The sequence below is a fragment of the Bacillus cereus genome (assembly GCF_002564555.1).
Classification (GTDB): domain Bacteria; phylum Bacillota; class Bacilli; order Bacillales; family Bacillaceae_G; genus Bacillus_A; species Bacillus_A cereus_K.
The window spans coordinates 97,301-123,135 of record NZ_NUVD01000007.1; the positions used below are offsets into that span (position 1 = coordinate 97,301).

Here is a 25,835-nt window from a genome sequence, read left to right on the forward strand (position 1 = left end):
ATTTATTTTATTAAAATTTACAGAAAATCATTCTTCTATTTTCTTTATTTCCACTCGTTTAATTTGATGCATATCTTTTTTAAGGACTTTAAAATAAAAACCATGTTTCTCCATAACATCGCCTTCAGCAACGACTTGTTTTTGTACCATAATCCAGCCACCGATTGTATCTACATCATCCGCGATCAAATGTATACCAAATAAATCATTTACTTCACTAATAAGTACTTTTCCCTCAACGATTTTATACCCTTCACTTATATGTTCTATCGGTGAATGCTCGTCTTCATCATATTCATCCCGAATTTCTCCAACAATTTCTTCTAAAATATCTTCTAACGTCACAATCCCTGCTGTACCACCATATTCGTCATATAAGACAGCTAGCGGAATATGTCTTCTCTGCATTTGTAATAATAAATCATGAATTGGGATATTTTCTAGCACTTCAATAACAGGCCGTGTATATGGTGTAATCGAACATTCTTCATCCTGATTACCATCCATATAACGAATAAATAAATCCTTCACATTAACCATTCCAATAATTTCATCTTTATCTTCACCAAATACAGGATATCTCGTATATTTCTCTTGCGCGATTACTTTAATATGTGTTTCAAATGGTTCATCCTCATACAATCCTACAACCTCCGTACGCGGTACCATAATTTCCTTTGCAACTCTATTATCAAATTCAAAAATATTATTTACGTATTTAAATTCTCTTTGATTAATCTCTCCGCTTTCATAACTCTCGGATAAGATTAATCTTAGTTCTTCCTCTGAATGAGCTACTTCATGTTCAGAAGCCGGATGTAAACCGAATAAGCCTGTTACAAGCCTTGCAGAACCATTTAAAGCCCAAATGAAGGGATACATAACTCGGTAAAAGTAAATAAGTGGTTTCGATAATAACAAGCTAACCTGCTCTGCCTTTTGTATAGCAAATGTTTTCGGAGCAAGTTCCCCAATAACAACATGTAAAAATGTAATCGTTGCAAAGGCAATAATAAACGAAACTGTACTAGCAATTGTAGGAGATACATGTAATTTTAAGAACAATGGCTCAAGTAAATGTTTAATCGTCGGCTCTCCTAACCACCCAAGCCCTAAAGCAGTAATCGTAATACCTAACTGACAGGCTGATAAATACTCATCTAAATTTGAAGTTACTTTTTTTGCTGCCAATGCTCCTCGTCTTTTTTCACTAACGAGTTGATCAATACGACTGCTACGCACCTTAATGATTGCAAACTCAACAGCCACAAAAAAACCTGTTAGTGCAATAAGGATGGCTACCAACAATAATTTTAAAATATCCACATATATCCTTTAGCTTTCTTAGCTAAAGTTACACCTCCTTTAAAAAAGAAGTTTCACTTTAGTTTCTTCATTTACTTGAAAGCAACCCTATATAAAATTCACCAATTTTCAGCTCTCATACAATTCTAAAGGCAAGCCATCAGGGTCTTGGAAAAAGACGAATTTTTTATCCGTGATTTCATCAATACGTATCGACTCAGTCTCCACACCATATCGATTTAAATGTTTCACAGCTTCTTCTATATTTGTAACAGCAAATGCTAAATGCCTAAGTCCAGCCGCTTCTGGAAAGCTTTTACGCTCTGGTGGATGTGGAAATGAAAATAATTCGATTTGATACTCTTCTCCTACACATAAATCTAACTTATAAGAATCTCGCTCCGCTCTGTATACTTCATTTATCGCTTTAAAACCTAATATTCTAGTATAAAAATACTTTGACACTTCATAATTTGAACAAATAATTGCAACGTGATGCACTCTACATATATTCATGATTTCTCTATTCCTTTCTTTACCAAAGATGCATATTCTCCCTTAAAATGAAAAACATATATAGCAGAATATCTCTTTTAGGGGGCTTATTATGAAATTCATCACTTTTTTCGTCGGACTTATCGTCGTTTTTTTCCTTGCTTATATCGCTAGCAATAATAAGAAACATATTAAATTTAAGCCGATTTTTATTATGCTTATTATACAATTAATTTTAACCTATTTATTATTAAATACAGAGATCGGCCTCATACTTATTAGGATTATTTCTAGCCTGTTTACAAAGCTACTCGCGTATGCTGCTGATGGTATAAACTTCGTATTTGGCGGTCTTGCAAATAAAGGTGAAATGCCATTTTTCCTTACTGTATTATTACCCATTGTCTTTATTTCTGTCTTAATTGGTATATTACAACATTTCAAAATACTACCATTTTTTATTCATTGGATTGGTTATTTTCTTAGTAAAATAAATGGTCTTGGGAAGTTAGAATCTTACAACGCTATCGCATCTGCCATTGTTGGCCAATCAGAAGTATTTATTACAGTAAAAAAACAATTAGCTCAAATTCCAAAACATCGTCTTTATACACTTTGTGCTTCTGCTATGTCCACCGTATCTATGTCTATCGTAGGCGCCTATATGACGATGATTGAACCTAAATATGTCGTAACCGCACTCGTTCTCAATTTATTTAGCGGCTTTATTATCATTCTCATCATTAACCCTTACGACGTTAAAGATGATGAAGATATTTTGGAGATAAAAGGTGAAAAGCAAAGTTTCTTTGAAATGCTTGGAGAATACATTCTTGATGGTTTTCGTGTAGCCATTGTCGTTGGTGCTATGCTCATCGGATTCGTCGCATTAATGAGTTGCATTAATGACCTATTCCTCATTATATTCGGCATTACTTTCCAGCAATTAATCGGCTACGTATTTGCTCCTATTGCATTCCTGATCGGTGTACCAAGTTCTGAAATCGTTGCAGCTGGTAGCATTATGGCAACGAAGCTTGTCACAAATGAATTTGTAGCAATGATGGACCTTAGCAAAATTTCTAATAGCCTTTCTCCTCGTACTGTTGGTATAATTTCTGTCTTCCTCGTTTCTTTTGCCAATTTCTCTTCCATTGGAATTATTTCCGGTGCGGTAAAAGGATTAAACGAAGAACAAGGAAACGTCGTTGCACGATTTGGTTTAAAATTACTATACGGTGCTACTCTCGTTAGTATTTTATCTGCGATTATCGTTAGCATTATGTTGTAATTAGGTAAAATTTTATCATTTTCTTATCCCTGTCTTTTGTATACAATAACGAATAGATGTCTTATAAATAGTTAAGATGTCTATTTTTTATACATGTACAATCTCTTTTATTTAGCGTACAATATTTTTTATGTGTTTGAATACGCTTCTAGATGTATACACTTTGATAGTTTTAAAGGAGAAAAAATGATGAAATCCGACATGAACAACAATACGCGAGCCAAAAAAGGACGCTCAAAGAAAAAACGCCTACTTTGGTTCCTTCTTATTCCATTGCTAATCGTAGCACTCGGAGCTGGAGGATACTCCTTCCATATATACAGTAAAGCAAAATCCGTTTTAAGTAATGCTTATTCTGAGCTAGGCCGCGGAGATAAATCCAGCAAACGTGAAAAAGCTGTTAAACCTATGACTGATAACATTTCCGTACTTATTATGGGTGTTGATGAAAGTGATATTAGGGAAAAAGATTACGGAAAAGCAACCCGTACGGATGCTTTATTACTTGCAACAATTAATAAAAACGATAAATCAGTTAAACTTGTCAGCATACCGCGTGACTCACGCGTCTACATTAAATCACGTGATAAATATGATAAAATTACGCACGCACACGTATTTGGTGGTGTAGACAGCACCATTGATACAGTAGAGAACTTTTTAGATGTCCCAGTCGACTACTATGTAAAATTCAACTTTAAATCCTTTATCAAAATCGTTGATTCCCTCGGCGGTATTACTGTCGATGTTCCAGTTGAGTTCACAGAACAAAATAGTAAAGACGAAGCAAATGCAATTCATCTTGAAAAAGGACGCCAACATTTAAATGGAGAAGAAGCACTTGCACTAGCGAGAACTCGTCATATCGATAGTGATTATATGCGCGGTCAACGACAACAGCTTGTTTTAGAAGCTATTGCCGAAAAAGCATTATCTCTTAATTCCATTAATAAAATCGGTGGCCTACTAGATGCTGTCGATAACGACTTAAAAACTAATTTAACTTTTGATGATATGATGGCAATCGCAAAAAATTCAATGGGTTCAGATTTAAAAATGGAGAAAATGCAAGTAGAAGGTACTGATAAATATATAGGTGGTATTTATTATTACGTTCCAGACGAAAAAAGCGTCAATGATATATCGACAACCCTTCAAGAACATCTCGGTGTTACGAATAAAAATGAACATAAAAAATTATAATAAAAAGGCTNNAGCCTTTTTATTATAATTTTCAACATATTTTTCACACAAATTGTGACAAAAAGAGACAATTATTACAACAATGTAACATTTTTTATAAAAACATTACACGCACAGTGAAAATAATAGTATACTAGTACGTATATATTGTTATTTTCATCATTTTTATACAAAAAATGTAATACATATATTTATACAAAAATTTCTGGGGGGAAATCAATGAAGCTAAGTAAAATACTGATCGGTTCAGCAATTGCTGGTGGCATATTACTTTGTGTAGGAGGTATTGGTGGATATCAATATGTATCCAAATTAAATAATCAATTAGATACCACTGCATTACCAAATACTACGTTTGAAGGTATTTCTCTTGATGGAAAAAACAAAGCAGATATTCAAGCAATCATTAATCAAAAGGTGACTGAATTAGATCAAAAATCCCTTACTTACATATCCCAAGGTAATAAACAAGCTTACACATGGAAAGATTTAGGAATAGATTACAAAGAGGAAGATATTATCAAGAAAATTTTTAACGAACAAGAAGGAAACGTAATAAATCGTTATAAAATGCGAAAACAAGCTGAAAACGGTGAAGTAAAACATGATTACAAATTAACACCTCAATTAAATACAACAACGTACGAATCCTTTATGAAAGATAAATATAATGAAACATTAAAAAATCCTGTTAATGCAGAATTAAGTATTGACGGCACTACCGTAAATATTAGTCAAAGTCAAAATGGAGAAAAAATTGATAAAGAAAAACTGAAAAATTTAACAAACGAAGCTATTACTACAGGTAAATCAGATATTACATTACCCGTTACACTCCTAAAACCAGAACGATCTACGGAAGACGTACAAAAAATGGGGATTAAAGAAGTCATTGCTGAATATTCTACTCCAATGGCTGGTCGTAATGGCAATCAATCTTTTAACGTAAATAAATCAGCTAATACTTTAAGTGGAGTTATTGTAGCACCTGATGAAACGTTTAGTTTTAATGGCCGCGTTGGCGTAACTGATGCTGCACATGGTTATAAGTCCGCAGCAGTATATTCACAAGGTAAAGTTATACAAAGTGCAGGCGGAGGCGTTTGCCAAGTCAGTAGTACGTTATATAGCGCAGCTTTAAGAGCAGATTTAGGAATTGTTTCTCGGAGTAATCATTCTATGCCCGTAAATTACTTACCACTTGGGCAAGATGCAGCAGTGGCAGATTATGGTCCAGATTTAAAATTTAAAAACAATACAGGTAATCATATTTATATTCAAGCATTTTCAAATGGAGGTAGTATTACTACGCGCATTTTCGGTACAAATACTGGTAAAAATGTTGAAGTTTCTTCTCAAGTAATTAGTAATACTGGTGATAAAATAACAGCAGTTACGTATAAAAAAGTAACACAAAACGGTGAAGTAATCTCAAATGGACAAATTTCAAAAAGCGTATATAAAAGTGCCCCAAAACAATGAGATACTATCAAACAGACAAATTTCAAAAAACATAAAGAAAAAGGCGTGATCTACTCACGCCTTTTTCTTTTGCAATAATAGTATAAAAGTTTCCAGATGGTCTTTCGTTTCTTCTAAAGACCACATACGATTTCCTTGCTTCGTAGCTAATACGCATGCTGCTTCCCACGCGTTCTTTTTTTTCATAGTTACTAACTCATCGCGCAATTTCAAAACAATTTCTTCGTCTTCTTGTTCTATAAACTCTTCCATCACGCTTACTATTTCATCCTCATGAATACTTAACGTACAGTATGATTTAAGAAAGTATTGCAATGTCGTATACATATGTACTCCCCCTTCTTATTTATCAGATGGATAAGAAGTAATGATCTTATATCCTAAATCTCCCGACTTATCTCTCGCTAACACCGTAACAGTTTTTACTAACTTGTCTTTTACATTCATGTTTTTCTTTATTACCGTTTTTCCAACCGGGAATGAATGAGTTGTATTTAATACGAGACGAGCCTCTTTAGAATTTTTTAACCAATCCTGAATTTCCTTATCATGTTGCTTCAAACTATCTTTTACAGCTTTCGTCGCTGTTTCCTTATCATAATATGTACTTGCCGCCGAAACTTTATCTGTACTCAAACGTTTTTTCAGCTCTTCTTCTGTTTTTCCAACATGCCTTTCAATCGTATGACCATTTTTAGGTGGTCCTTCCATTTCGTCTAAAATATTATCACTAATTTTTTCTACTGATGTAGTTTGATTCCCTGTTTGTTTTTCTGTTTGTTTCTCTGTTTTTTGTTCTTTTCCTGCACAACCACTTAAGATCAGCATTAGTGCCAGTAAACTACTCAGGAAAAGACCGCTTATTCGTTTCATCATATCACCTCTTCCATGATTATTATCGTAACTTCACTAAAAGTCAATTTCACAACGAAAAAACGTATACAGTTTTAAAATTCCTCATCCATTTTGCGGTATTCGCCTACATACTTTCACCAAACCACTGTTTTTCGCACTTTTAAAAATATACCCCCTATTTTTAAAAATTATTTCCCGGATAAAAACTCGAATTAATATATCATATAAACCCTTTAAATAAAGGGTTTATATGCATTTTTACAAAACTCAAAATATACCCCCACATTCATATACCTAATACCTATATGAGGTATATAAACCTCCGTTTATCAACGTTTTCTACATTATGTAAATTTGTACTTGCCTATACAATTGAAATATGGTGTAATGCAAAAAAAGATAAAGGATTTTATACGATGGCAGAAACAATTCAAAACTTCTTAACAGACTATTATTCAATCGCAATTCCACTTAGTATCGTAATTAATATCATCATTAGCCTTGCAGGTTTTATCCCTAGCATCTTTTTAACCGCCATTAATATACAGCTCTTCGGTGTAACAAATGGTACAATCATTTCAATTGCAGGTGAAGCCTTAGGGGCTATTATCTCGTTTTATATTTATCGCATAGGCCTTCAAAAGTTCACTCACGATAAAGTAAATAAGTATCCAAAGGTAGAACGTCTTCTTTACGTAGAAGGTAAAGAGGCCTTTCTACTCGTTCTATCTTTTCGTTTTATCCCTTTCATTCCGTCCGGTATCGTTACTTTATTCGCAGCTCTAGGTAAAATGTCATTACTCTCCTTCAGTATTGCCAGTACAATAGGTAAAATACCGGCCTTGTTGATTGAAGTATATTCGGCATACCAAGTTATAAACGGAACAAATGAAGCGAAGTGGATTATAACAATCGCAGGTTGCATCGGATTGTTTTATTTGTGGAAAAAATGGAGAAAAAAATAAAGAAGGAGCATAGGCTCCTTCTTTATTTTTGAGGTATATTCTATTAATACTTATCTCTTACGGATAAAAAGATCTTAGTTTACCCCAACAGCACTAAATGATTGCTTAACTGCTGTTACTTCAGCAGAATTCGCACCATATAAATCAGCCGCAGCTTGTACTAAGCCAGCACGTGCTTGGCTAAATGTAGTAGATTGCGTAAAATACTGTGTATTTGCACGGTAGTAAATCGCACCTAATTTATCTTTTCCGATACCAGTTACAGTAACACCGTAATGTGTGCCACCGTTCGCTAATAAGTACGCTTGTTTGTTAATAATACCACTGTTTGTATGAACCCCACCATTATCACTTGAACCCGTGTAACGCTTAGAATAATGATCTGGGTCACCATACTTCGTTGGATCGCTCATAGAACGCAGTGCATCTCCCGCTTTACCAGGCGTGTAAATATCTTCACCAATCTCCCAATCTGGGTTACGATTATCGTAATACTCTACTAATGTACCAAAAATATCAGAAACAGCTTCATTTAACGCTCCTGATTCATTTTGATAAATTAAATTCGAACTATTTTCCGTAACAGCATGCGTTAATTCGTGACCAATTACATCAATACCACCAGATAATGAAGTGAATGTTACACCATCACCATCTCCGTATACCATTTGTGAGCCGTTCCAGAATGCATTGTTATACTTACTTCCGTAATGAACAGTTGATTTCAATGGCGCTCCTGCATCATTAATAGAGTTTCGGTTAAATGTAGCTTTATAATAATCATATGTTCTACCAGCATAGTAATGGGCGTCTACTGCTGCTGCATCATACGCTGCATTGAAAACATTATCTGCATCTGCCCATAATGTTCCTGGCAATGTTGAACGGTTTTTTGCATCATACGTGAAAATTGTTGCTCCACGCGTACTATCTTGTAAATAGTAAGACGATCCGGATAACGTTGTATTAAGCGATTTCGTATCACCTAATACCCCTTTACCTGTCCCTACTTTATTTGTTCCAGTTACAGGTTTTCCAACTGGTTTTGCTTCCTGTTTAGGAGCATCTTGCTTAACTGGTGACTGATCATCATTTGTCACATGATCAATTGTATTGTATTTATTTAATACTTTACCGCTTTCTGCCTCAATGAAATAATAATAGTTTCCTGGACTTGGATCTAAAAAGTTTAAATTTACAACATATGCGTACGTTGTCTCTTCACCGTTTTGATATACATATAAGTCCGCTTTTGGCTCCACCTCATATTTCGGTGTTACCCCTAAATCCTTTTGTGCAATTTCAATTGCTTTTGCACCTTCAATCTTGTTTTTATTTTTCAACTTTTCCTTCTTGTCCAAATCAGGCGCAACCGTTCCAGATAATACTTTTAAAGAGCCATCCTTACTTACATGAGCTACTTGAGTAGACCCCCATACAGGTACTCCCTCGTAAACTTGTTGCATACGTACTACTGTTGAATCAGTTACAGAGTCTTTTTTCACTTGTTTCACTTTGAAAGAATCTTGCGCACTCTTTTCCCCTAGCTTATAATCACCTTTTGCTGCATTTAAGTAATCAAACACAACAGATTCTGCTTTCTTGCCAGTCGCTCCAGTTAAATCACCAGAAATAAACTCAGGTGACTTCACCGTCTCATTGTACTTCTTCGTAGAGAGCACATTTTTAGAATCCGCAAATGCAGAGCCTGTCCCTCCAAACGTAGTAACTGCCATTCCTGCCGCTAATACTAAAGCTAAACTCTTCTTTTTCATATAACCTTCCCCCTAATAAAAAATTTTTGAAAAAGAGTAGTTTCATATTAGCATTATGTTTTCACTATTAATATACTAAAAATTCAAATAATTAATTTCTCAAGTTTTGTAGAATTTTGTGGAACAAATATTGAGAAACCCCTTTCCGGTTGGAAAGGGGTTTCCTTATTATGAATTAATTTGTTGAACTGTTTTAGCTTCTTGACCAAGAGTATCTGGTTTCCAAGCATACTGAATATCCAAAACTACTGCTGCAATTGCCATAACAACAAATGTTCCTGCGATTAATTTTTTCATACTATCCCTCCTCTTTATTCTTCTAATAAGTTAATCGCTAATTTATAATAGCGGTTACTTTCTTTAAAATCCAAACATTCTTCTAAGTATTCAGCTAATTCTAAGTATACTTTCTTTAAATCCTTTATATTTTCCTCTGTCTTAAAGAAAGGAACTACTTCTGTTTCTAGAAATTTTTTATAGACATCTCTTTCTTCAAAATACTTATATCGTAAACTTAATAATAAATATAACATCCCTTTGTATCTATCATCTTGCCTTGCAACAAGGATACCTTTTTCAATCCAGTCAGCCGCTTCCACAAGTTCTCCCAATTGAATACATTGTAATGAGATCTCATACATGGCATCAACATAATTCATATCCTCTTCTTTTTTATATTTTAAGCATTCTATATAATATTCTTTCGCCTTAGCATAATCTTGTTGTCGATAGTACAGATAACCAATATTATTTAAAGCAATAGAAAGTATATTATCTTTATCAGCAAAAGAATTTGCTTCCCTTATGATATGATTATATATTTCCATAGCTTCATTATATTGTTTTTTTCTAGTATAGCTAAACGCAATCAAAAACTTACAATTAATTATATTTCTAAACTTATATTCACTCTTGAAACCTTCCAGTGCAACATTAGCAAAGTATAATGTCATATGGTCTATTTCCATCTGACTATATGTCAATGCTAAATTATAATATATTCCTGTTTCATAATATCCTAACTCTTTTGCCATCGCTTCCGTCTTTAACAAATATTCTAATGCCTGTGTATATTTGTACTGCACAGAATATAATAACGCCTTATTATACGTATATAACATCTTCTGAAAAGGTGAGTATTTCTTATACACTTTCTTCAACTTATCCAATTCTTCTTCAACAGCAGGTAGATCTCGCTTCATCATTAAATATCGCGTATAAAGTAACTTATAATAATTTATAATTTCAAAATCCAACACATGCTTCATTTCATCTTGTAACTCTTCATAAATGCGTTCTACCTGTTGCTTGTCCAAATGAACTAGTGCATTCAACCATTCATCAAGCTTCACTTTCACATCTTCTTCTACATCTCTCAAATCCGTCACGGCAATTTCTAGCCTTGTGCAGAGCAATTGTAGAATCTCTTCTGATGCATCGATCTTTCCATTTTCAATCTTACTTAAGTATGAGACAGAACAAATGCCCTGACATAATTCTTCTTGTGTCATTTTTTGCTGTAGCCGTTTGTAAAAGACTTGTTTGCCTATTTTTTCTAATGTTTGTTGCATTGTCCTCCTCCATTCTCATTCCCCCCATTACTCTAATAATACATAAAATCTAGAGAAATATAAATTGATAAATGCTAATTTTCTAAAAAATATGCATTATTTCATTTTTTTCTCTCTTGACTTCATTTCTATATTCCTTCTTTGCTACGAACATCAAAAAATTGGTATACTATAACCAAATTATGGAGGTGTTTTCGCAATGAATTATTATAAAGACGATAGTTATGCCTTACATACAGATTTATATCAAATCAATATGGCTTATACATATTGGAAAGATGGTATTCATAATCGCCGTTCTGTTTTTGATTTATATTTTCGAAAGCTTCCATTCGAGAACGGTTATGCTGTTTTCGCCGGTCTCGAAAAAATTGTAGAGTACATAGAAAATTTCAGATTTACCGAAAGCGATATCGCTTATTTAGCAGAATTACAATTTGAAGAAGAATTCCTTCATTATTTACAAAATATGAAATTCACCGGAACTATTCGTAGTATGCAAGAAGGTGAAGTTGTTTTTAATAACGAGCCTTTATTACGTGTCGATGCACCTCTCGGCGAAGCACAAATTATCGAAACTGCCCTGTTAAACATTGTGAATTACCAAACATTAATCGCAACAAAAGCAGCTCGTATGAAGCATGCTGCAAATAACGATGAACTTTTAGAATTCGGAACAAGACGTGCCCACGAATTTGATGCTGCCCTTTGGGGTACACGAGCTGCCTTTATCGGTGGGTTTTCATCTACAAGTAACGTTCGTGCAGGAAAACGTTTTGGCATACCTGTAGCTGGCACTCATGCCCACTCTTTCGTTCAAGCCTATCGTGATGAATATGTTGCGTTTAAAAAATATGCTGAGACACATACAAAGTGTGTTTTTCTTGTTGATACGTACGACACTTTAAAATCAGGTGTTCCAAATGCAATTCGTGTCGCAAAAGAATTCGGAGATCGTATCGATTTCTATGGTATTCGTCTTGATAGTGGTGATATGGCTTATTTATCTAAAAAGGCAAGAAAACTACTAGATGAAGCTGGGTTTACAAATACAAAAATTATTGCTTCTAGTGATTTGGATGAATACACGATCATGCACTTGAAATCTCAAGGAGCAAAAATTGATGTATGGGGTGTTGGAACGAAATTAATTACGTCATTTGAGCAACCTGCACTAGGAGCTGTCTATAAGCTAGTGGCGATTGAAGATACTGACGGAAAACTAAATGATACAATTAAAATTTCATCTAATCCGGAAAAGATTACTACTCCAGGGCTTAAACGAATTTATCGTATTATCAACCGCGTGAATAATCATGCAGAAGGCGATTATATTGCATTAGATTCTGAAGAACCAGGAAAAGAAAAGCGCTTAAAAATGTTTCATCCCGTTCACACGTATATAAGTAAATTTGTAACAAACTTTGAAGCGCGTGAACTGCATAAAGATATTTTCGTTAACGGTGAAAGAACATACGAATTACCAAGCATATTAGATATTCAAAAATATAACGAACAGAGCCTCGCACTATTTTGGGAAGAATATATGCGCACTTTAAATCCCGAAGAGTACCCTGTCGATTTAAGCCAAGAATGTTGGGATCATAAAATGAATTACATTCAAACAGTTCGAGAACAAGTTGAAAAAAACATACAAAAATAAAGTGACACTTTCATCAGTGGGAGTTTTGCCCATCCCACTGATTATTAGCTCACACCAATCGTGCTTTTACGGGCAGTTAACTCTCGCTAACTACCTCGCATTCACCGAATTTTGAAGTAGGTGTCTTACTACCCACAAATAGCGGGATAAACAGAGAAGTTTCTCCTTCTCTGTTTTTTCAATACTATATGGATATTTATAAAAAATATATTAAGATAACAAGACGAATGTTATTCGTTTGTAAATTTTAATATTATGTTATTTAAAAATAAAATAATATTTGGTATTATTTTATTGAGTCAATTTCAACAAAATAACCAATAAAAAAGAGGACGCAATCGCGTCCCCTTTTTTATAAATCTTTCACTCGTAATACACGCATTGCATTTAATACTGCAATTAACGTCACACCCACATCTGAGAATACTGCTTCCCACATTGTTGCAATACCAAAAGCACCAAGTAATAAAACTAATCCTTTTACCCCTAATGCAAATATAATATTTTGCCACACAATGCTTCTTGTACGTTTTGCAATTTTTACAGCCGTAGCAATTTTTGAAGGCTCATCAGTCATAATAACGATGTCAGCCGCTTCAATTGCCGCATCCGATCCTAAACCACCCATTGCAATACCAACGTCTGCTCTTGCTAATACTGGCGTATCATTAATACCATCACCGACGAATGCAATATTTTCTTTACCGCGTTTTGCTGCATCAATTTTTTCGATTTCTTCTACTTTTTGGTGTGGTAATAGCTCCGCATGAACTTCATCTAAACCTAATTCTTTACCAACAGCTTCACCAACTGGTTTTGCATCACCTGTTAACATCACTGTCTTCTTAATGCCTAGTTCTTTTAACTTTTGGATCGCTTGTTTTGAATCCTCTTTCACTTCATCCGAGATAACAATATAACCTGCATATTTACCATCTACAGCAACATGAACAAGTGTACCTACTGTTTCTGGTTGCTTAAATGTAATATTTTCTTTTCTCATTAATTTTGCATTACCTGCAAAAATTTCTTTTCCTTGAACCTTTACAACCGTACCATGACCAGAAATTTCACTATAGTCTTCAATACTATTTTCATCAATTGATTTTCCATATTCATTTCGAATAGATTGTGCAATCGGATGATTTGAATACACTTCAGCAAACACTGCATACTCTAAAAGTTCTTCACTAGTAGTACCTTCACTTGGTTCCATTTTTGTAACTTTAAAAACACCTTTTGTTAATGTGCCTGTTTTATCAAAGACGATGTATTTCACATCATTCAATGCCTCTAAATAGTTACTTCCTTTTACTAGAATTCCACTTTTAGATGCGCCGCCAATACCTCCAAAGAAGCCAAGGGGAATGGATACAACTAACGCACACGGACAAGAAATAACTAAGAATACTAACGCTCTATAAATCCATTCAGAGAATGTAGCCCCTTCTAAAATAAGCGGTGGAATAAACGCCATAATCGCCGCTGTAATAACTACAACAGGAGTATAGTAACGTGCAAACTTCGTAATAAAGTTTTCTGTTGGCGCTTTTTTACTACTTGCATTTTGTACTAAGTCTAAAATTTTTGATACAGTAGATTCACCGAATTCTTTTGTAACTTCAATTGTTAATACACCATTTTGGTTCACAAAACCACTTAATACATCGTTTCCTACTTCCACTTCACGTGGTACAGATTCACCTGTTAGCGCTGAAGTATCCATCATGGATGTTCCCTCAACTACTTTTCCGTCTAATGGTACTTTCTCGCCCGGTTTCACGATAATATAATCGCCGATTTGCACATCTTCTGGTGATACTTGTTTCGTTTCATTTCCAACTTTCACATTCGCATAATCAGGACGAATATCCATTAATGAAGTAATAGATTTTCGAGAGCGATTTACCGCAATACTTTGGAATAGTTCCCCTACTTGATAGAATAACATTACCGCAACAGCTTCTGAATATTGTTGAATTGCAAAAGCACCTACAGTTGCAATGGCCATTAAAAAGTTTTCATCGAACACTTGGCCACGAGTTATGTTTCTTATCGCTCTCCAGACAATATCTCCACCTATTAATATATACGCAAGGACGAATAACGAAATTGTTATCATTTGTGGTAATCCAGCTAATGCAGCTACTGCTGTCAAAATTCCACCGACTACTAATCGTCCTATCATCTTTTTCACATTTCCATCACCGTGATCATGACTGTGGTCGTGTCCATTTTTTTCTTCACGAACAACTTTTACATCTGGCTCTAACTTTTGAACGACATTTTTTATATCTTCTACAGTCGCTTCTAATTCTCTTTTATTCGCAACTTCTACTCGTAATTTCTTTGATACAAAATCCACTGTTGCTTCTGAAACTGTCGGCATTTCCTTTACCTTATTTTCAATCTTCATTGCGCAGTTCGCACAGTCTAAACCTTCTAATATAAATACTTCTTTTGCCGATTTTGTTTTTTGTTCTTCTTGCACTTTAATATGCGGTTCTAATTTTGTAACGAGTTGCTTCGCTTCCATAACAACTTCGTTTTCTTTATTTTGTGGTGTTTCTAAAACCATCGTCTTTGTTGCGAAGTTTACAGAGCAAGAATTTACTCCTTCTATATTCCCAACACCTTTTTCAATTTTCATTGCACAGTTCGCACAATCTAAACCTTCTAACATCAGTTTCTTTTTCACTAACGCCTCAGCCATCGTACTCCCTCCTCGCGTTTTTTATTCTTCTTCGTTTACGTGTTCAAACGCTTGCTCGAAGATATGAATTACGTGCTGGTCAGCTAACGAATAATAAACGACCTTTCCTTCTTTACGATTTTTTACAAGTTTCGCTTGCTTTAATACACGCAGCTGGTGCGAAATAGATGATTGTGTCATTCCTAATAAATAAGCTAAATCACAAACACACATTTCAGCTTCAAATAACGCATGTAATATTCTCGTACGTGTACGGTCACCTAATACTTTAAATAATTCTGCTACTTTACTTAAACTTTCATCAGTTGGAATTGTTTGTTTTACTTGATCAACGACTTCTTCATGAATTATTGTTTGAGAACATGTCTCTTGTGGTGTTTCTACTTTATTTCTAGCCATTATAGCTCACCTCTTTAATTGAACATATGAACAATCATTCATATATCTTATACTTTTATTATATGAGCGCCCATTCATATGTGTCAATGAAATTTGCTACATTTTTTTGAACATTTCGTTCACAGTTTAAAAAGACGTACACATATTTTCCGCATCCATTATATTCTCATACAAAAAAGGATGTACAATTTGCACACCCTTTTTTACTTACTTTTCAATTTCACTGCATCCACAATTAACGAAGCAAATCCTAATTTACCATCTTGATTTCTATGATCAAAACGTTTCGATCGATAAACGAATCCTTTCTTTTCATCCCAATCATTATAATGAAATTCACCATTCTCATCACAATATTCTAAAAGCCTCACTTGAAAACCTGCTGATTCAAACATAGACGTGATCGTTTTATAGTTATGAACGACTCTATGACTTGCCGCTGGATGATCTAATGGACCTGGTCCACCTACTTGTACACCTTGTTGATATTCTTCATCTGGAAAAAATGCATCCGGCACTGCACAACGAATATATCCATCACCCGTTAAAAACTCATAACAAATTTTTGCCGCTTCTATTCCTTCTTCATACGATAAGTGCTCCCATACATGCTCCGCTAAAATTACCGATAAAGAATTAGGTTGAAATTTATTAAGCCAAGTTTCTCTTCGTAATAAATTTAATTCTTCTTCATTCGTATGTAACCAACCTGGGTTATTATTATATCCTTCGGCTCCAACAACAACTTTCCTCTCCATCTTTCCACCCCATTTTCATATTCCGACATAAAAATTCGACAAAATAACATGGCTTCCCTTTATTTCCGCAAAAGAAAAAGCCTTGTGCGCTCCCTAGACGCACAAGGCTTACTACTTTATATCCCTTTAATTAGCTTCTTCTAAATTATCCTGCGAACTTCCATCGTCTTTTAAATGACTATGTTTTTTCGAATAAACAAAGTATACAACTACACCAATTGCTAACCAAATACCGAAGTATATCCATGTTGTTAATGGTAAATTTAGCATTAAGAATAGACAACATGCAACTGAAATAATCGGTAAGATTGGTACAAGTGGTACCATAAATCCACGTTGTAATTTCGGATGCGTTTTACGAAGAATGATAACAGTTACACCCACCATAGCGAATGTTAATAATGCTCCAATATTCGCTAAATTCGACAATTCTTTTAAATCGATAAATCCAGCAATTAAAGCACTACCAACTCCTGTTATCCAAACTGAAAATGTTGGTGCTTCTGTCTTCTTGTTAATTTTCGCAAAAGATTTTGGCAATAAACCGTCACGGCTCATAGCGAAGAATACACGTGTTGTCGCATAAATGTAAGCGAAAATTACAGCCATAATACCAATTACAGCTCCAATAGCAATTACACCCGCTACTTTATCTTGCCCTACAACCTCTAGTACATATGACATAGCTTCTGGTACATCTAATTCCTTATAAGAAACCATACCTGTCATAACAAGACAAACTACAACATAAATGATTGTACAAATCACTAACGAAGTAATAATACCAATCGGTAGATCACGTTGTGGATTTTTTACTTCTTCAGCAGAAGTTGCTAATGCATCAAATCCTAAGAAAGCAAAGAATACTGCTGCTCCTCCGGCAAAGACTCCACTTAAGCCATACGGTGCAAATGGTATCCAGTTTTCTGGTTTCACGTAGAATACACCAACTGCAATGAATAAAACAACAATACCAATTTTAATTAATACCATTATGTTATTCACACGCTTACTTTCTTTCGTACCTCGTGATAATAACCAAGTTATCACCAACGTAACGATAACTGCAGGTAAGTTCACGATACCACCTTGCGCTGGAATCGTTAACAATGCTTTTGGAATTTCAATTCCTAATCCACTCACTAAATTATTGAAATAACCTGTCCATCCGCCAGCTACCGCGGCAGTTGTTACGACATATACGGATAGTAATGTCCACCCCATTAAATGGGCAACAAATTCACCAATTGTCGCATATGAATAGGTGTACACACTACCTGAAACAGGAAGTGTAGAGGCAACCTCTGCATAACATAAAGCTGCAAATCCACAAACAATTGCTGCAATCATGAATGAAAAAATAACTGCCGGACCAGCATCTCTTGCTGCTACTATTCCAGTTAATACTAAAACTCCTGTACCAATTATCGCACCAATCCCTAGCATTGTTAGGTCAAATGCCCCTAGCGTTTTCGTCAAAGTTTTACTTTTACTTTCCCCTAACAATTGCGTAACGGATTTCTTTTTAAATAGGTTGGCCACGATGAATGCCCCCTTTTACCAAGAAGAGCTAAGAGGTGTTATCTCTTAGCTCTTATCATGTTGTTTTATATATTGTTCGATTTTGTTTTGTATAATGCTTCTATTAGCAAGATACTGTTTCTGCTTCTAATAATTCTTTAGCACCTTTGTACTCTACACCGTGAGCTTCTGCAACAGCTTCGAATGTTACGTAGCCTTCTAATGTGTTAATACCTTTTAATAATGCAGAGTTGCCTAGGCAAGCTGCTTTGTAGCCCTTGTTAGCAATTTGTACTGCATATGGTACTGTTACGTTTGTTAATGCAAGAGTTGATGTACGTGGAACCGCACCTGGCATGTTTGCAACTGCATAGTGAACAACACCGTGTTTTTCGTAAGTTGGGTTGTCATGAGTTGTAATACGGTCAGTTGTTTCGAAAATACCACCTTGGTCAATCGCGATATCTACAACAACAGAACCTGGTTCCATTGATTTAATCATTTCTTCTGTTACAAGTTTTGGCGCTTTTGCACCTGGGATTAATACTGCACCGATTACAAGATCAGACTCTTTAACAGCTTCTGCAATATTGTAAGGATTAGACATTAAAGTTTTTACTTGGTTTCCGAAAATGTCATCTAATTGACGAAGACGTTCTGCGCTTAAGTCGATGATTGTTACATCCGCCCCTAGTCCAACTGCAATTTTAGCAGCATTTGTACCAGCTTGTCCACCACCGATAATTGTTACTTTACCGCGTTTAACCCCTGGAACACCTGCAAGTAAGATACCTTTACCGCCTTTGTTTTTCTCAAGGAATTGTGCACCAATTTGTGCAGCCATACGACCAGCTACTTCACTCATAGGTGCAAGTAATGGTAATGAACGGTTTTCTAATTGTACTGTTTCGTATGCAATAGAAACAACTTTCTTCTCAATTAAAGCTTTTGTTAATTCTGGCTCTGGAGCTAAGTGTAAGTATGTGAATAAGATTAAACCTTCGCTGAAGTGTTTGTATTCGCTTTCAACTGGTTCCTTAACTTTCATAACCATTTCCATGTTCCAAGCTTCTTCAGCTGTATCAACGATTTTTGCTCCCGCTTCAACATACTGAGCATCTGTGAAACCAGATCCTAAACCTGCACCCTTTTGAATGAATACTTCGTGATTGTTACGAATTAAATGTACAACACCTGCTGGTGTCATTGCCACACGGTTTTCGTTGTTTTTAATTTCTGCTGGTACTCCAATACGCATAATGAAATGCCCCCTTATAATTAACAGAAAAAAGAAAGTCTTTTTTCTTTTTGTAATAATTAATAACTTATGTCCTTATTCTAGCATAACTTCAAAGTTATGAAAACGCTAACATACTATTTTTTTAAAGTTTATATATTTAGAATAGTGTAAATATATAAAACATTGATTCTATTAGGGTGTTCGTATCATTCCATTATCTATTATTCTATTTTCATTATACTTCTTCAAAATAAACTGCAAACATTTATTATTCGACAATAATGTAACAATGTAAAAAAACCAAATGACAACGCATACATATACAGTTATCACTTCACTCAATACTTTAGAGATATATTCTTTTCACAAAAAACAGCTGCTAGCATTTAGCTAGCAGCTGGGTAACTTATAAAGAACTTTGAAAATAAATCATCTGTCGTTTCCGTAATTTTATCAAACAGATCACTTTCTTCCGCTTCTTGCTCTTTTAACATCTTAATTGTTTCACGTGCCGATTCAGGGTAATCGGTAATGATACCATCTACGTTTAACTTATAATATGCCTTTAAACTTTCCATATCATTTACTGTCCATACGTAAATTGGCTTATTTAATTTCCTTGCTTCTTTTACTAATTTTTTATTTAACATGTATTCTTCTGCTACATAAAAATCAGCCTTCACATTCTTTAAATTAGCTCTACTTGCATACAATACATATCCTACTTTTATATCTGGATTTGCACGCTTAAACTCTTTAATGAGAGGATAATGTAATGTTTGAATAACGCATTGTTTCTCAAAGTCATTATCTTTAATCGTTTTTAATACTTTATTTACAAAATCTTTTTCGCCCCCATGAAGCTTCACTTCTATATTAAGTTTGATTTTGCCTTTTGCCAGCTTAATAATCTCATCAAGCGTACTTATCTGTCCTGAAAATCCATCTTGACTAAGAGTAAGCTGCCTTAACTCATCCATCGTTAAATCTGACACATGCACATTAGCATTGGCAAGACGTTTTAACTTCAAATCATGTATAACCGCTAGTTCACCGTCTTTCGTCTGTAATACATCTATTTCAGCGTAGTCTGCTTTTGCATCAATAGCACCTTGTACAGCTTCTTTCGTATTTTCTACCCCTTTTGATATATACCCACGGTGCGCCATAATAATCGGTTCTTTATACGAATTTGAAATAAACGCTACAATGAAGGCAACGACCATTCCAGCAGTAATAATCCCCACAATATATACACCAATAAATTTCCAACGATGTTTTTGGAAGAAACATTTATCTACTTTCGTTGTTGAATAATCTAATCCTTCTTCTAATAACACATCTTCAACGGGAACCTTTTGTAAGTACAATCGCGTTATAGCCATAATATAAAATGGTGTCACGATAAAGCTAAATAAATACAATGTACTTGTTAGGAATACAGAGATTGTCGATTCAGCTAATAATGCAAATGTCCCTTTAGGATTTGTAAATTCATACACACCCCATAGACATAATAAATACATTCCCAAAAATACAACATACATAATTCCTATTGAAACGAAAAAGCCTACTAAGAAAAATAGTACTTTCAAAAAGCTCTCTTTTACTAAAACTGCACTTTTACGTGCTGCCATGCGAAATGGCTTTTGCTCTAATACAACAATAGGTAGGACAAAAATCCAACGAAGGTTCAAATACGCAACTACAGCAAAGAACGTGTAATAACCCACTTGTCCCATCGTTGTCTTAAACAGTTCTCCTGTAATAAAGTTAGGAATTTGAATTTGCGGGATTAATGCTGTTTCATACCCCATATTTAAAAGGGGTAACAATACGACAGCATATAAAATAAATCCTGGTAAGCAATATGTGAAAAGAGTAGGTAAATACGTTACCGTTTTATATAAAATTGGACGTAGTTTCACCTTTTGTCTTTTATGAGCAAAATACGAAATAATAATAAGTACCGCAAATTCCGTAAAAATAAGAAACAGTGCTAACAATGACAAAATTACGATTGCCAAGATGCCATATGGTGTCTTTAAAAACGCTAATAATTCATCGTTCGTTGCATTTGCATAACCACTAAAATACAATAACTTATTAAAAATGATCCCAAATAGCGGGACAAATACAATCGCTGCTAATAATTTATAAGCAAGTTGAAAGGTTAGTACATTCCAAAAAGCAAATCTAACTGTCTGAAAGGAATGTCCCATTACTCCTGGTATAGATAGTTTTTTACGGTGTTGCATATATTCCTCCAAATTCTAAAACGATTTTTGAGATGGATTCCACATTTCCAGTTCCAATCCATCTTTTAATAATAATATATTCCGCTTAACATGAACACTCTTATACATACAACGAAAAAAGTGATGGCTACTTCCCATCACTTTTTTCATTTCCTCTATTTTTTCTCTAGTCCTTGCCCAAATGCTTTCAAGAAACTAAAGCCGAATGTAATAGCCCTGTTAATGTCTGGGTCTTTTAATACTTTAAAGAAATCCATTACCTTCGTTTTTTTACCGCTATTTAATTCATCTGTTGCAAATTGTAATCCAGTAACTAAACTTGATGTAATTTGCTTCGTTATTTCTGGATCAACTGAAGATAACGCTTCTCCTGCCCCCATCATATTGTTCAGTGCATTTTTTACTGGCTCACGATTTAATTGCTCAACAGCGATTTTTGAAACATCTTCCTTTGCAGCAAGCAAACTAATTGCCGCATCTAAAATCCCTGCTTTTTGTAATTGCGCTAGTAACTGCATCGTTTCCTCGACTGCTTCACGGTTATTCGCTAATTCAGCAAACAGTTCCTCTGCTACTTGCTGTTTCTTTTCTTCTTCTGTTACAACTTTCTTTTTAATTAACGTAATTTCTTTCGCCACTATCTCCGCCCCCTAGTCCACAAGTGATACGTATTGCTTTCTTTGCCATTTTTGCTCGATTTCAACACCATTTTGTGGATTACGCTTTTTATCTCTCGGGTTTGAAGATGGTAACGGACGATTTCCTTTTTCACGTAATACACGCATTTTCACCATCGTTTGTTTATATGCTGGTGTACACGTATAAAGGTCTGTTGCCGTCCCAGTTAAAATATTGATTGCCTCTTCATTTATCGTTGCATGCATCGGTAAATACAACTCTTTCCCCGTTACACGATCTGTAATAAGCGCCTGTACTTTGATTTTTCCAAATGGTGATGCTAATTCCACAAGACCACCATCTTTTACATTGCGCTCTATAGCAAGTTCAGGTGAAATTTCAACAAATACTTCAGATACTTTAGATAAAATACCAGCTGATTTATTCGTCATATTCCCTTCATGGAAATGCTCTAACATACGGCCATTATTTAAAAGTAAATCATACTCGTCTGGCGCTACAACCGGTGGTACCCATTCATCTAATGATAAACGAGCTAGTTTATCCGGGAAGTTAAATCCATCAACATATAATAGCGGTGTATCGCTACCATCATGGCTACCCCAGCATAAACTATTCCATCCTTCTAGACGGTCGTACGTTGCTTGAGAGTATAGTGGTGCAAGTGATGCAATTTCATCCATAATTTCACTTGGACTTTCATAATTCCAATCCCCGCCAAGTGCACGAGCTACTTTTTGCAGAATCCACCAGTCTGGTTTTGAATCACCAAGTGGCTTTAATACTTCATACAATCTTTGAATACGACGCTCTGTATTCGTAAACGTTCCTTCTTTTTCTAAACTTGGTGCTGCTGGTAAAATAACGTCAGCAAAACGAGCTGTTTTCGATAAGAACATATCTTGCACAACAAGGAAGTCTAGATTCGATAAAATGTGTTGTACGTGGTTCGCATTCGAATCTACTAAAGCCATTTCTTCACCCATGACATACATACCACGCAGCTTTCCTTCTTCTGCCGCAAGTAACATTGCAATATTATTTAATCCTGGTGCTTTCGGAATGGTAGTACCATATGCTTTTTCAAATTTTGCACGAAGCGTATCATCTGAAACTGCTTGATAGCCCGGAAGCCAGTTCGGTAATGTCGCCATATCACAAGCACCTTGTACGTTATTATGTCCTCGTAATGGATATGCACCTGCACCAGGACGACGATAGTTCCCCGTAACAAGCAATAAGTTTGAAATTGCTGCTGATGTTGTACTTCCTCCTGTATTTTGAGTTACACCCATTCCCCAAAGTACACAAGTACCATCTGCTTCATATACCATACGAGCCATTTCTTTCAGATTTTCTTTAGAAATACCTGTAATTTCTTCTGTATAATCAAGCGTATACTTTTCTAGCATTTTGCTATATTCATTAAAGTTCTTCACATTTTCAGCTAAGAATTTTTTATCATGCCAATCTTGATCAATAATATATTTCGTAATACCAGCAAGCCATACGTAATCCGTTCCTTGGCGCGGATGAATAAATAGATCCGCACGCTCTGCCATTTCATGTTTACGAAGGTCCGCTACAATTAATTTTTGCTCGTGTAATTTATGAGCACGCTTTACTCTCGTTGCAAGCACAGGGTGTCCTTCTGTTGGATTCGCACCAACGATAATAACAAGACCTGCTTCAGCGATATCTTTCACTGTTCCAGCATCCCCGCCCATACCAACAGTTTTAAATAAACCGTCTGTCGCTGGGGACTGACAATAACGCGAACAATTATCTACATTATTTGTTCCATATATTTGTCGGGCTAGTTTTTGCATAAGATAATTCTCTTCATTCGTTACTTTTGAAGAAGAAATAAACCCAAATGCATCGCTGCCATATTCTGATTTAATATGTTGCATATTAGAGGCAACAACTTCAAGAGCCTCTTCCCATGAAGCTTCCACAAACATATCCCCTTGGCGAATTAATGGCTTTGTAATACGATCCTCACTATTTACAAAGTCCCATCCAAATTTACCTTTCACACACGTGGAAATACCATTAACTGGTGCATCTGAAACAGGCTGTACTTTTAAAATGTGACGATCTTTCGTCCACACTTCGAATGAACAACCAACACCACAAAATGTACAAACTGTTTTTGTTTTATTAACTTTCGTTTTACGCATTGCAGACTCTACTTCCGAAACTGCTAAAATGCTACTATATCCAGGCTCTACATCTTTTACAAAATCAATCATCGGATCTAACACATCTGGTTTCAATCCAGTCATGAACCCAGCTTCACCTAGCATTGTTTTTTCCATTAACGCATTACATGGACAAACTGTTACACATTGCCCACAACTCACACAAGACGAGTCATTTATACTTACACCATTGTCCCAAATAACACGCGGACGGTCTAAGCTCCAATCGATCGATATGGTTTCATTGACTTGTAAGTTCTGACATACTTCTACACACTGTCCACAAGCAATACATTGATTGGGATCGTACCGATAAAAGGGATGTGACATGTCCACTTCACACGCACTTACTTTCGGTTCATACGGATATTTCTGTTCTTCAATCTCCATCATATGTACTGTATTATGTACTTTACAGTTACCGTTATTGTTATCACATACGGTACAGTACAATAAATGGTTCTCTAATATTCGATCCATCGCCTCAGTCTGCGCCTCTTTTGCACGCTGAGACTGTCTTTCAATACGCATACCTTCCTCTATCTTTGTTGAGCAAGCACGCATTAACTTCCCATCTACTTCTACAATACATGTATCACAAGTCTGAATTGGATCTACTTCTGGTACATGACAAATTTGAGGATGTTCCAAGTTACTCTCGTTAAATAATTGTAGTATCGTCTGTTCACCTGATGCGGAAAATTCTTTACCATCAACAGTTACACGGACTGTCTGTTCTGCCATAGTTTCCCCTCTCCTTACAACCAACTGTACAACACGCTTATGAATCCGTTTTCAAAAACGCGTTACTATACATATTTTTGAAACGCTCTGCCCAAATACTTTTCTTATGAAGTCGATTCTAGATGCTATAAGGTATCACTACTAAAGCTTGAAAATGTCACTATTCTACAGTTCTATTATATCGTATATATACAATAATAACCAAAATAATCTGGTGTCTTACCGCTAATTGAAGACATATGGTCCAAAAAGAAAATGGAATTGTTCATGTAAAATTATCAAAAGTGAATCCACTCTATCAAACTTCATTTAATAAACGATACGTCACTTCTTACTGTGGAAAAGGCAGACAAGGGTTTATTAGAAATGAATCTTGCAATATGTAAACACATCCAAAGCGAATTGATGGCTATCAATCGAATGTTTACAAAATAACTCCTTCACCGAGGGAATATTTTAGTTATAAAAATGTAATATATTAAACACTTGAATAGTTAACAAAGTTAATATATAATTTCATTACATAAAGTGACACTTTAATCAGTAAGGGTTTACGGGTAGCCTGACTCCCCTCTTAACTTTTTTGCTACAGCCAATTTTTGAGGCGGGAGTTTTACTGCCCATAAATAGCAGGATAATTAAAACAAAACATTGTAGCATATATCTTTTCATTCTTTTACAAATTAAAAGAGACTGCTAACAAAACGCATACTCAATCTTATAAAAGTAATGGATTTATTTGAAATCCACCAGG

20 protein-coding genes and 1 pseudogene are annotated in these 25,835 nt (G+C 35.1%); 6 read left to right on the top strand and 15 right to left on the bottom strand.

What is annotated here, in order from left to right; translation table 11 throughout:
• Window positions 1-27: 27 nt before the first annotated feature.
• Window positions 28-1,326: a hemolysin family protein gene (locus COI75_RS03045; protein WP_000353287.1), complete on the bottom strand. Its 1,299-nt coding sequence runs from the start codon at window positions 1,324-1,326 to the stop codon at window positions 28-30.
• A 108-nt stretch (window positions 1,327-1,434) separates the two neighbouring features.
• A complete protein-coding gene (gloA2, locus tag COI75_RS03050) occupies window positions 1,435-1,821 on the bottom strand; it encodes an SMU1112c/YaeR family gloxylase I-like metalloprotein (protein WP_098448228.1) in 387 nt (128 codons plus the stop codon).
• 91 nt (window positions 1,822-1,912) lie between these two features.
• Here gloA2 and COI75_RS03055 point away from each other — a divergent pair, with 91 nt between their 5' ends.
• From COI75_RS03055 to COI75_RS03065, 3 genes are all read left to right on the top strand, one after another.
• Entirely contained in the window at window positions 1,913-3,091 is a 1,179-nt protein-coding gene (locus COI75_RS03055; RefSeq protein ID WP_000668852.1) for a NupC/NupG family nucleoside CNT transporter, read from the top strand.
• Between the two features lie 186 nt (window positions 3,092-3,277).
• Window positions 3,278-4,294, top strand: coding sequence for an LCP family protein (locus COI75_RS03060; protein WP_002095902.1), 1,017 nt, complete (start codon window positions 3,278-3,280; stop codon window positions 4,292-4,294).
• Between the two features lie 219 nt (window positions 4,295-4,513).
• Entirely contained in the window at window positions 4,514-5,776 is a 1,263-nt protein-coding gene (locus COI75_RS03065) for a VanW family protein (RefSeq protein WP_000777334.1), read from the top strand.
• A 54-nt stretch (window positions 5,777-5,830) separates the two neighbouring features.
• Here COI75_RS03065 and COI75_RS03070 read toward each other — a convergent pair whose 3' ends face one another.
• Both COI75_RS03070 and COI75_RS03075 read right to left on the bottom strand, forming a co-directional pair.
• Window positions 5,831-6,103: a hypothetical protein gene (locus tag COI75_RS03070; protein WP_000288807.1), complete on the bottom strand. Its 273-nt coding sequence runs from the start codon at window positions 6,101-6,103 to the stop codon at window positions 5,831-5,833.
• A 15-nt stretch (window positions 6,104-6,118) separates the two neighbouring features.
• Complete coding sequence (locus tag COI75_RS03075) at window positions 6,119-6,649, bottom strand: RNase A-like domain-containing lipoprotein (RefSeq protein WP_000822483.1); 531 nt, start codon at window positions 6,647-6,649, stop codon at window positions 6,119-6,121.
• A gap of 398 nt (window positions 6,650-7,047) precedes the next feature.
• Here COI75_RS03075 and COI75_RS03080 point away from each other — a divergent pair, with 398 nt between their 5' ends.
• Window positions 7,048-7,596 carry a TVP38/TMEM64 family protein gene (locus tag COI75_RS03080; protein WP_000852214.1) on the top strand — a complete coding sequence of 183 codons (549 nt, stop codon included), beginning with the start codon at window positions 7,048-7,050 and terminating at the stop codon, window positions 7,594-7,596.
• Window positions 7,597-7,670: 74 nt separating this feature from the next.
• On the opposite strand, the gene COI75_RS03085 is transcribed toward COI75_RS03080, so the two are convergent.
• From COI75_RS03085 to COI75_RS03090, 3 genes are all read right to left on the bottom strand, one after another.
• Entirely contained in the window at window positions 7,671-9,371 is a 1,701-nt protein-coding gene (locus tag COI75_RS03085) for a M4 family metallopeptidase (RefSeq protein ID WP_000730358.1), read from the bottom strand.
• 168 nt (window positions 9,372-9,539) lie between these two features.
• On the bottom strand, window positions 9,540-9,668 hold the full coding sequence (locus COI75_RS26405; protein ID WP_000733137.1) for an NprX family peptide pheromone: 129 nt from the start codon (window positions 9,666-9,668) through the stop codon (window positions 9,540-9,542).
• 14 nt (window positions 9,669-9,682) lie between these two features.
• Window positions 9,683-10,942: a helix-turn-helix domain-containing protein gene (locus COI75_RS03090; protein WP_001187923.1), complete on the bottom strand. Its 1,260-nt coding sequence runs from the start codon at window positions 10,940-10,942 to the stop codon at window positions 9,683-9,685.
• A 199-nt stretch (window positions 10,943-11,141) separates the two neighbouring features.
• Here COI75_RS03090 and COI75_RS03095 point away from each other — a divergent pair, with 199 nt between their 5' ends.
• On the top strand, window positions 11,142-12,605 hold the full coding sequence (locus COI75_RS03095) for a nicotinate phosphoribosyltransferase (RefSeq protein ID WP_001110352.1): 1,464 nt from the start codon (window positions 11,142-11,144) through the stop codon (window positions 12,603-12,605).
• A gap of 352 nt (window positions 12,606-12,957) precedes the next feature.
• Here the strand turns inward: COI75_RS03095 and COI75_RS03100 are convergent, their stop codons facing one another.
• The 8 genes from COI75_RS03100 to fdhF form a co-directional block, all read right to left on the bottom strand.
• Entirely contained in the window at window positions 12,958-15,318 is a 2,361-nt protein-coding gene (locus tag COI75_RS03100; RefSeq protein WP_098448229.1) for a heavy metal translocating P-type ATPase, read from the bottom strand.
• A gap of 21 nt (window positions 15,319-15,339) precedes the next feature.
• On the bottom strand, window positions 15,340-15,717 hold the full coding sequence (locus COI75_RS03105; protein ID WP_000113518.1) for an ArsR/SmtB family transcription factor: 378 nt from the start codon (window positions 15,715-15,717) through the stop codon (window positions 15,340-15,342).
• 203 nt (window positions 15,718-15,920) lie between these two features.
• Window positions 15,921-16,475, bottom strand: coding sequence for a class I SAM-dependent methyltransferase (locus COI75_RS03110; protein WP_098448230.1), 555 nt, complete (start codon window positions 16,473-16,475; stop codon window positions 15,921-15,923).
• Between the two features lie 126 nt (window positions 16,476-16,601).
• A complete protein-coding gene (locus COI75_RS03115) occupies window positions 16,602-18,017 on the bottom strand; it encodes an amino acid permease (protein ID WP_001284874.1) in 1,416 nt (471 codons plus the stop codon).
• A gap of 103 nt (window positions 18,018-18,120) precedes the next feature.
• Window positions 18,121-19,254, bottom strand: coding sequence for an alanine dehydrogenase (ald, locus tag COI75_RS03120; protein ID WP_001219750.1), 1,134 nt, complete (start codon window positions 19,252-19,254; stop codon window positions 18,121-18,123).
• Window positions 19,255-19,622: 368 nt separating this feature from the next.
• Window positions 19,623-21,494, bottom strand: a complete 1,872-nt coding sequence (locus COI75_RS03125) for a glycerophosphoryl diester phosphodiesterase membrane domain-containing protein (protein ID WP_001164703.1) — start codon at window positions 21,492-21,494, stop codon at window positions 19,623-19,625.
• 155 nt (window positions 21,495-21,649) lie between these two features.
• Window positions 21,650-22,132: a DUF1641 domain-containing protein gene (locus tag COI75_RS03130; RefSeq protein WP_001040516.1), complete on the bottom strand. Its 483-nt coding sequence runs from the start codon at window positions 22,130-22,132 to the stop codon at window positions 21,650-21,652.
• A 12-nt stretch (window positions 22,133-22,144) separates the two neighbouring features.
• Window positions 22,145-25,081, bottom strand: a complete 2,937-nt coding sequence (fdhF, locus tag COI75_RS03135) for a formate dehydrogenase subunit alpha (RefSeq protein ID WP_000840687.1) — start codon at window positions 25,079-25,081, stop codon at window positions 22,145-22,147.
• 242 nt (window positions 25,082-25,323) lie between these two features.
• Here fdhF and COI75_RS03140 point away from each other — a divergent pair.
• A pseudogene (locus COI75_RS03140) lies at window positions 25,324-25,443 on the top strand (formate dehydrogenase accessory sulfurtransferase FdhD); the annotation flags it as partial.
• Window positions 25,444-25,835: the final 392 nt, after the last annotated feature.